Source organism: Streptomyces sp. NPDC002787, from assembly GCF_053592095.1.
This window is the reverse complement of record NZ_JBSFVC010000036.1, coordinates 68,722-78,248: the sequence shown is the minus strand read 5'-3', so window position 1 is coordinate 78,248 and position 9,527 is coordinate 68,722. Positions and strand designations below refer to the sequence as shown.

Annotated in this window: 5 protein-coding genes; 3 read left to right on the top strand and 2 right to left on the bottom strand. The window is 72.0% G+C overall.

Annotated elements, in window-relative coordinates:
- From ACWD26_RS37060 to glgB, 3 genes are all read left to right on the top strand, one after another.
- On the top strand, nucleotides 1-384 hold a 384-nt coding region (locus ACWD26_RS37060), incomplete at its 5' end, for an alpha-glucosidase C-terminal domain-containing protein (protein ID WP_451276922.1).
- Between the two features lie 106 nt (nucleotides 385-490).
- The gene (locus ACWD26_RS37055; protein ID WP_451276920.1) at nucleotides 491-1,954 is read left to right on the top strand and encodes a maltokinase N-terminal cap-like domain-containing protein; all 1,464 of its coding nucleotides are present in this window, start codon (nucleotides 491-493) and stop codon (nucleotides 1,952-1,954) included.
- A gap of 464 nt (nucleotides 1,955-2,418) precedes the next feature.
- On the top strand, nucleotides 2,419-5,445 hold the full coding sequence (glgB, locus tag ACWD26_RS37050) for a 1,4-alpha-glucan branching enzyme (RefSeq protein WP_451276929.1): 3,027 nt from the start codon (nucleotides 2,419-2,421) through the stop codon (nucleotides 5,443-5,445).
- Between the two features lie 227 nt (nucleotides 5,446-5,672).
- Here glgB and ACWD26_RS37045 read toward each other — a convergent pair whose 3' ends face one another.
- Together ACWD26_RS37045 and ACWD26_RS37040 are read right to left on the bottom strand one after the other, a co-directional pair.
- The gene (locus ACWD26_RS37045) at nucleotides 5,673-7,103 is read right to left on the bottom strand and encodes a cytochrome (protein WP_451276918.1); all 1,431 of its coding nucleotides are present in this window, start codon (nucleotides 7,101-7,103) and stop codon (nucleotides 5,673-5,675) included.
- Between the two features lie 142 nt (nucleotides 7,104-7,245).
- The gene (locus tag ACWD26_RS37040) at nucleotides 7,246-9,513 is read right to left on the bottom strand and encodes a HelD family protein (protein WP_451276916.1); all 2,268 of its coding nucleotides are present in this window, start codon (nucleotides 9,511-9,513) and stop codon (nucleotides 7,246-7,248) included.
- Nucleotides 9,514-9,527: the final 14 nt, after the last annotated feature.

Sequence of the window (9,527 nt, the reverse complement as noted above, 5' to 3'; positions counted from 1 at the left end):
TACCAGGTGACGAACGTCGAGGCGTCGATGTCGTCCCCGGCCTCGCTGCTGCACTGGACCCGCCGCATGATCGAGATCCGCAAGCAGAACCCGGCGTTCGGCCTGGGCTCGTACACCGAACTCCAGTCGTCGAACCCGGCCGTGCTGGCGTATCTGCGGGAGGCTCCTCCGACCGAGGAGGGCGCGGACGACCTGGTGCTGTGCGTGAACAACTTCTCCCGTTTCGCGCAGCCCACCGAACTCGATCTGCGTGCCTACGAAGGACGCCACCCCGTCGAGCTCATCGGCGGAGTGCGTTTCCCGGCCATCGGTGAACTGCCCTATCTGCTCACCCTCGCGGGCCACGGCTTCTACTGGTTCCGCCTGCGGAAGGACACCGTGTAAGCCCGACCGGAACCCGCCGACCGGAACCCGGGGCGGGCCGGTTTCTCCCGGCCCGCCCTGGGCACGCAAACAGGAACACCCCGCCCCGGGGAAAGGACGCGACGCCATGTCGGAAGCCGTCACGCACTCCACTGCGACAAGTCCTGCTCCACCGCCTGTCGCAGAACCGATGCCCGGGCTGCTCGCCTCCCTCGAACCGCTTCTGCGGGAGTGGTTGCCGCGGCAGCGCTGGTTCGCGGGGAAGGGGCGGCCGGTCACCGGGTTCAGCCTGGTCGCGGGGACCGAGTTGCTGCCGGTGGGCACCTCCAAGGCCGGGCTGCTGCACCTCCTCGTACGCGCCCACCAGCCGCTGGTGCCCTCGCAGGGCGCCCCGGCCCACCCCGGCGACTGCTACCAACTGCTGATCGGCGTACGCCAGGCGCTGCCGCCACGGCTGGCGCCCGCGCTGATCGGACATGTGGCCGAGGGGCCGCTCGCCGGGCGGACGGTGTACGAGGCGCTGCACGACCCGCGCCTCGCCGACGTCCTCCTGGAGGCACTGCGGACCGAGGCGCGTGTGGGAGAGCTGCGCTGCGAGCGGGACACGCGGCACGACATCCCCGAGGGCCTGGTACCGCGCGTGGTGACCTCGGAGCAGTCCAACTCCTCGATCGTCTATGGCGATACGTTCATCCTGAAGCTCTTCCGCCGGATCGTGCCGGGGGACAACCCCGACCTGGAGCTGCCGCTGACCCTGTCCCGCGAGGGATGCCCCCGCGTCCCGGCCCCGGCGGCGTGGATGGTGGCGGACCTGAACCGGGCGGGCGACCACGATCCCGACGGCCACCACGTGCTCGGCGTCCTCCAGCCGTTCCTCCATGGCGCGGCGGACGGCTGGGAGCTGGCGCTGAGCATGCTCGCCAAGGGCGAGGACTTCACCGCCGAGGCGCGGGCGCTGGGGCGGGCGACCGCCGAGGTGCACACCGCGCTGACCCGCGCCCTGCCGACGGCCACTCTGGGGCGGCCCCAACTGGAGCTGCTGGTCGACGGGATGACCGAGCGCCTGGAGGCCGCCGCGCAGGCCGTACCCGCGCTGCGGCCGTACACGCCCGGGCTGCGCACGGCCTTCGCCGCGCTCGCCGACCTGGCCGGCGAGGGCCGTACCTGGACCGCCCAGCGCATCCATGGCGACCTGCACCTCGGGCAGTGTCTGCGCTCCCCCTCCGGGGAGTGGTCCCTCATAGATTTCGAGGGCGAGCCGTCGAAACCGCTGGCGGAGCGCCGGATGCCGCAGCCCGTCGCCCGCGACATCGCCGGCATGCTCCGCTCCTTCGACTACGCCGCACACTCCCTGCAGCCCCCGGCCGCCGACTGGGCGACCGTCTGCCGGGCCGCGTACTGCTCCGGCTACGCGGACGTAGCCGGGGACGATCCGCGGACCGATCCCGTCCTGCTGCGCGCGTACGAGACCGACAAGGCCGTGTACGAGGTCGTCTACGAGGCCCGGCACCGCCCCGACTGGCTCCCGGTCCCGCTGGCCGCCGTCCACCGCCTGGCCACGGACCCCTGCACCGACACCGACACCCCCTGAAACCCCCTCCCGAGGAGACCGTCCCTGTGACTCCCCGCCCGCCGTCCGACGACAGCACGCACCGCCCCGAGGCCGCGGCCGAGGTACCCGCCCCGGTGAAGAAGACCGCGGCGAAGAAGACGACCACGAAGAAGGCCGCCGCAAAGAAGGCGACAGCGAAGAAGACGGCGACGAAGAAAACCGCGACGCAGAAGACAGCGACGCGGACGACAGCGACGCAGACGACAGCGACGCGGAAGACCGCGACAACGAGCCCGACCAGGACGGCCGCCAAAACGGCTGCCAAGACGTCGGCCGAGGGGACGCCGACGGCCAGGAAGACGGCCGGCAAGACGACCGCGAAGAAGGTCGGCGATGGCGCGGCGACGGTCGAGAAGACGGCTGGGGGGACGCCGAGGGCCAAGAAGACGGTCGCCAAGAAGGTCGGCGCGGGGACGGCGGCGGCGAAGAAGGCGGTCGCCAAGATGGTCGGCGAAGGGAGGGCGGCCGCGAAGAAGGCCCCCGGGGGCGGCAAGGCCGCGGCGAGAAAGGTGGCCGAGAGCACAGGCGCGGCCGAGAGCACGGCCGTTGCCGCGCAGGCCCCCGCCAAGGAAGCCGCCGAGAAGAGTGCCCCCGCCAAGAAGGCCGCCACGAAGAAAGCCGCGGCAACGAAGGCCGTGGCAACGAAGGCCGTGGCGAAGAAGGCTGTGGCCAAGAAGGCCGCCACGAAGGAGACCGTGGCCAAGAAAGCCGCCACGAAGGAGACCGTGGCCAAGAAAGCCGCCACGAAGGAGACCGTGGCCAAGAAGGCCGTGGCCAAGAAAGCCGTCACCACCAAGGCCGCCGCCACCAAGGCCGCCGCCACCAAGGCCGCCGCCACCAAGAAAGCCGCAGCGAAGAAGACCGCCGCGAAGAAGACCGTGAAGGCGCCGCAGAAGGCGGAGAGCGCGGCGTTGGCCCCTGCCGTCCCACCGGGCGCCGGAACACCCTCTCCCGCGGCGGTGCTCTCCCAGTCGGCGTCCTCGGAACCGATGGTCCCCAAGCAGACCACCGCCGAGCCTGTCGCCCCCGAGCCGGCCACTCCCGACCCGGTGGTCCCGAAGCAACCCGCCGCCGAGCGGATCGCCCCCGAGCCGGTGCCGGCTCAGTCGGTGGCCCCCGAGTCGGCCACCGCCGAACGGGTCACCTCTGCCCCGGTGGTCCCCAGGCCCACCGTTCCCAGGCCGGCCACCTCTGAGCCGGTGTCTGAACCGGTGTCTGAACCGGTGGTCGCCGAGCCGGTCGGCGACGAACCCCCCCTCGGCGGCCCCGCCCAGCCCGTCTTCTCGCCCGCCCTGGACGGCGGCGATCGGGATCGGCTGCTGGACGGTACGCACCACGCGCCGCACTCGGTGCTCGGGGCCCACCCCGTGCCCGGCGGGGTGGTGTTCCGAGCGTTTCGGCCGTACGCGCTCAAGGTGTGCGTGGTGGTGGAGTCGCTGCGCGCGGAGTTGCACGACGACGGGGGCGGGTTCTTCTCGGCGCTGCTGCCGTTGCGCGAGGTGCCGTCGGCGTACCGGCTGCTGATCTCGTACGAGGGGACCGAGCAGGAGACCGAGGACGCGTACCGCTTCCTGCCGGCGATCGGCGAGCTGGACCTCCATCTGATCAACGAGGGCCGGCACGAGGAGCTGTGGCGCGCGCTCGGCGCCCAGCCGATGACCCACCAGGGCGTCACCGGCACCCGCTTCACCGTGTGGGCGCCGAACGCGCGCGGCGTACGGCTCGCCGGGACGTTCAACTTCTGGGACGGCACGGGCTATCCGATGCGCGCGCTGGGCTCCTCGGGGGTGTGGGAGCTGTTCGTCCCCGAGATCGGCGAGGGCGAGCTGTACAAGTTCGAGATCACCCGCCCGGACGGCTCGAAGACCCTCCGGGCCGACCCGCTGGCCCGCCGCACGCAGACCCCGCCCGAGACCTCGTCCGTCGTCCACGCCTCGCACTACGAGTGGGCCGACGAGGAATGGCTGACGAAACGGGCCGAGACCCCGGCCCACGAGGCCCCGTTCTCCGTCTACGAAGTCCATCTGCCCTCCTGGCGACCTGGGCTGACCTATCGCCAACTGGCCGAGCAGCTACCGGCGTACGTCTCGGACCTCGGCTTCACCCACGTCGAGCTGCTGCCCATCGCCGAGCACCCCTTCGGGGGTTCCTGGGGCTATCAGGTGACCGGCTTCTACGCCCCGACCGCCCGCCTCGGCACCCCCGACGACTTCAAGTACCTCGTCGACGCGCTGCACCAGGCCGGGATCGGTGTGCTGATGGACTGGGTCCCCGCCCACTTCCCGCGTGACGACTGGGCGTTGGCCGAGTTCGACGGGCGTCCGCTGTACGAGCACGAGGACCCGCGGCGGGCCGCGCACCCCGACTGGGGGACGCTGGAGTTCGACTACGGGCGCCGCGAGGTGCGCAACTTCCTGGTGGCGAACGCCCTGTACTGGTGCGAGGAGTACCACATCGACGGGCTGCGGGTGGATGCCGTCGCGTCGATGCTCTACCTCGACTACTCCCGTGAGCCGGGCCAGTGGACGCCGAACGAGCACGGCGGCCGGGAGAACCTGGACGCGGTGGCCTTCCTGCAGGAGATGAACGCGACGGTGTACCGGCGGGTGCCGGGCGTCGTGACGATCGCGGAGGAGTCGACGGCCTGGGACGGTGTCACGCGCGCCACCCACCACGTCGGCCCCGGTGGCTTCGGCGGGCTCGGGTTCGGCCTGAAGTGGAACATGGGCTGGATGCACGACTCCCTCGGCTACATGGCCAAGGAGCCGGTGCATCGCAAACACCACCACCACGAGATGACGTTCTCGATGGTGTACGCGTACAGCGAGAACTACGTCCTGCCGATCTCCCACGACGAGGTCGTGCACGGCAAGGGCTCGCTGGTGTCGAAGATGCCGGGCGACTGGTGGCAGCGGCGCGCCAACCACCGCGCCTACCTCGGCTTCATGTGGGCCCACCCCGGCAAACAACTCCTCTTCATGGGGCAGGAGTTCGCCCAGGGCGCGGAGTGGTCGGAAGCCCACGGCCCGGACTGGTGGCTGCTCGACCCGGCGTACGGCGCCGAGGCCGACCACCGGGGCGTACGCGACCTCGTACGCGATCTGAACACGGTCTACCGCCGCACGCCCGCCCTCTGGCAGCGGGACACCGACCCGTCCGGCTTCTCCTGGATCACGGGTGACTCCGCCGACGACAACGTCCTGGCGTTCCTGCGCTTCGACGCCGACGGCACGCCGCTGCTGGCGGTCTCCAACTTCAGCCCGGTGGTCCGCGAGGAGTACCGCCTGGGGGTGTCCGACGACGTCCCGGCCTGGCGGGAGGTCCTGAACACGGACGCCGCGGCCTACGGGGGCAGTGACGTCACCACCCCCGACCCCGTCAAGCCCGAACCCCACCCCTGGCACGGCCGCCCGGCCGGCATCCGGCTGACCCTGCCCCCACTGGCAACGCTCTGGCTCCGCCCGGCGTAGCCCTCGCCTCCGCCGTGACTCCCCGGGCGCCTCATGGCTCGGGGAGTTCGGTCAGGGGGCGTGTGCGGGTGTGTGGGGGCTGGTCGCGCAGTTCCCCGCGCCCCTGAGACGGCCCTGCGGGCCGGTGAAAAGCAAGGGGCGCAGCCCCTGCTTCTCAGGGGCGCGGGGAACCGCGCGACCAGCCACACCCGACCCGCACCCGCCGTACGACCGAACCCCCCGCCCCGTCAGCCGCTCTTCCGCCCCCCGAACATCAACCGCCGCAACGCCCCCAGCAGTCCACTCCCCGACCCCTCCGAAGCAGGCTGCACGGCACCCGGCGCCACCGGCGGCGCCACCTCGTCCTCCCGCCGAGCCACCGGCACCCGCGCCGTGCTCTGCGCGCTCAGCTCATAGCGGACCGGCAACAGCCGCAGCCCCCGCACCACCGGCCCCGACCGCCACGGCAACTGGTCCGGCGGCAGGGTGAGTTCCGCACGGGCGAAGTGCTCGAAGATCCGCCCCACCGCGGTCGTGACGATCGTCCCCGCGAGCTCGCGCGCGGCGCTGGGACACTGATGCGGCCCGGCCCCCCACGCCAGATGCGCCCGCGTACTGATCGTGGAGTCGACGATGTGGGAGGACCCGATCGCGAGCAGATCCCGGTGCGCGGCGGCGACGGACGGGGACACGATGTCACCGGCCCGGATCCAGAAGTTCCCGAGCTGTACGTCGCGCGCCGCGAAGCGGAAGCACAGGTTGGCCGTCGGCGGGTTCACCAGCGCCGCCCGGTTCACGGTCTCCCCGAGCTGCCCGTCGGACAGACTCCGCCGGACGGTCGCGTTGCCCCTCAGCACCTCCAGGAGGGTGTTGCAGACCATGTTCCCGGTGATGTCGTTCAGGTAGACCGCGTTCATGAACAGCTCACGGCCGAGCTGCTCGTCGCTCAGCGACGGGTTGGACAGCAGCATGTAGGAGGTCAGGTCCTCCCCCGGCCGCGACCGCCGGTGCGCCGCCAGGCGGGTCATCGCGCCCAGTGCCCTCCCGGTCGCGGGCCCCGCGTCCGGGCCGCCGTCCAGCATCCGCCACAGGTCCATGACCATCTCGTCGCCGAGATCGACGGGGCAGCCGAACAGCTTGGTCGTCACCATGAGGAGCAGCGGCCGGGTGTACTGCGCCGCGAGATCGGCGAACCCGGTGGTCCCGGACTCGGCCGCGAGCATGGCGATCAGCTCGTCGGCGTACCGCGCGGCGGCGGCCCGCAGTTCCCAGCCCTCGGGGGTGTGCCCGTCCTGGAAGGGCCGCATCGCCGAGTGGTAGCTCAGCCGGGCGGCCCGGTGTTCCTCGTCGTCGAAGAACATGGTCTGCCGGACCTCGTACCCGGCGAGCAGGGGCCAGTCCTTCGGCAGTCTTCCCTCCGCCCGGGCCCGCCAGTTCCGTACGTCGCGTCGCCAGACGGTCTCGTTGCGCAGCACCTCCAGCACCTCGCGGTAGTCGAGAACCAGCCACGCCGGTACCCCCATCAGCCCCACCGGTGCCACGGGGCCGTACGTGCTCCGCAGTCGCTCGTAGACGCTGCCCGGGTCCACGTCGAACTCCGAGGTCAGCAACGGCTCCACGGGCAGCGATTCCAAGTGGGGGCTGCCGGCCGGGGCGGCCGCGAACGGATGTGTTTCCATGACCGACACGCATACCGTATGAGACGTGCACGAGCAGTGACGATGACGGGAACTGTTACGGCTTGGTGATCCCTGATGCACCTGTGGTGACGGTGACGAGGCGGGCGGGTCTGCCGGGCACCCGCCCGGCAGACCCGCCCGCCTACTTCAGGCCAACCGTCGACAACTCCCCCAACGCCTCTCCCAACGCCTCCGGCAACTCCTCCGCGTGCACGACGCCCAGCGCCTGTGTCGCCCGCGTGAGCGCCACGTACAGGTCGCTCGTGCCGAAGCGTCCCGGCTCGACGACGAGGACGGAGTCGAACTCCAGTCCCTTGGCCTGCCGGGGGTCGAGGAGGACGACGGTCCTGGTGAGGTCCGGCTCCGCGCCGGCCGTCACCCCGTCCAGCCGTGTGGCCAGCGCCCGGTGCAGCGCGCGGGGCGCGATGACCGCGAGCCGCCCCTCGGCGGGGGTCAGTTCGGCGACCGCCTTGGCCACCTCTGCGGGCAGTTCCCCGGCCGCCGCGCGGCGCGCCCAGGGCCGTACGCCCGTCGACCGTACGGAACTCGGCGGTTCGAAGTCCGGCCGCTCGGCGCGTACGACACCGGCCGCGACGGCCATGATCTCGGCGGGGGTGCGGTAGTTGACGCCGAGCCGGGTGTGCTCCCAGCGGTCCTCGACGTACGGCGCGAGGATGTCGGCCCAGGAGCCGACGCCCGCGGCCTCCGCCGTCTGGGCCGGGTCGCCGACGAGGGTCATCGAGCGGGTCGGCGAGCGGCGCATCAGCAGCCGCCAGGCCATCGGCGACAACTCCTGGGCCTCGTCGACGATGATGTGCCCGAACGCCCAGGTCCGGTCGGCCGCCGCGCGTTCGGCCGCGCTGCGGTGGTCGTCCTCCTCGTGCCGCTCCGCGAACCGCTCGGCGTCGATGATGTCGTGCGCGGACAGCACCTCCGAGCCGTCGCCGTCGGGATCGCTGTCCTCCCTGTCCTCGAACTCGTACGTCCGGGACGCGTACGACACCTCCAGCACGCCCTGCGCGTACGCGATCTGGGCCTCCCGCTCGCGTTCGGCGCGGGCCCGCGCCAGCCGGTCGTCCTCGCCCAGCAACTCGGCGGCCTCGTCGAGCAGCGGCACGTCGGCGACGGTCCACGCCCGCGTGACCGGGCGGCGTACGGCGTCGGCGTCCTCCTGGGGCAGATACGCGTCCGGCTCGGCGAGGAAGTCGGCGATCAGGCGGCGCGGGGTGATGCGGGGCCACAGCCGGCCGATGGCGGACCAGACCTCGGGGTTCTCGGCCAGTTCGTCGCGGATCTGGGTGATGTCGCTGGCGTCGAGGAGGTTGGAGCCGTCGTACGGGTCGGTGCCGATGCGTTCGGCGACCATCTCGGTGAGGGTGTTGAGGATGTAGCCCTCGAAGTGCTCGCGGGCCACGTTGTGCGGGAGCTTCGCCTCGCGGGTGCGCTCGCGGGCGACCCGTACGAGGTCGTCGTCGAGCATGAGGATCTCCCGGTCGTGCTCGATGGCGATCACCGGGTCGGGCAGCGCCTGCCGGTCCCGTACGACGGCGGCGAGCACCTCGGCCATGGCGGCGCTCCCCTTCACCCGGGCGGCCTCGGGGGTGTCGGAGGCGGTGGCCCGTACGCCGGGGAAGAGTTCGCCGACGGTGGACAGCAGCACGCCCGTCTCACCGAGCGAGGGCAGCACCTCGCCGATGTAGCCGAGGAACGCGGGGTTGGGGCCGACGATGAGGACGGCGCGCTTGGCGAGCAGTTCGCGCTGCTCGTAGAGGAGGTAGGCGGCCCGGTGCAGCGCGACGGCGGTCTTGCCCGTGCCGGGGCCGCCCTCCACGACCATCACGCCCTGGTGCGGGGCGCGGATGATGCGGTCCTGCTCGGCCTGGATGGTCTGCACGATGTCGCCCATACGGCCGGTGCGGGCCGAGTTGAGGGCGGCCAGCAGGACGGCGTCGCCCGTGGGGTCCTCGTACCCGGTGCGGGTCGCGTCGCCGAGGTCGAGGATCTCGTCGTGCAGGGCGGTGACCCGGCGGCCCTCGGTGGTGAGGTGCCGGCGGCGGCGCAGGCCCATCGGGGTGTGGCCGGTGGCGAGGTAGAAGGGGCGGGCGACGTCGGCGCGCCAGTCGATCAGGATCGGGGTGCGCTCGGTGTCGTCCTCCCGCAGCCCGATGCGGCCGATGTGGTGGACGGCCCCGTCGGCGAGGTCGAGCCGGCCGAAGCAGAGCGAACCGTCGACGGCGTTCAGCGCGGCCAGCAGCCCCGAGCGCTCGGCGACCAGGATGTCCCTCTCCAGGCGGGCCTGCATGGGCGTGTTGCCCTGGGCGAGCGCGTCCGTGACCGAGCCCTCGGTCTCACCGCGCAGGGCGTCCACGCGGGCGTACAGCCCGTCGATGAATTCCTGCTCCCGCCGCAATTCACCGTGTTCAT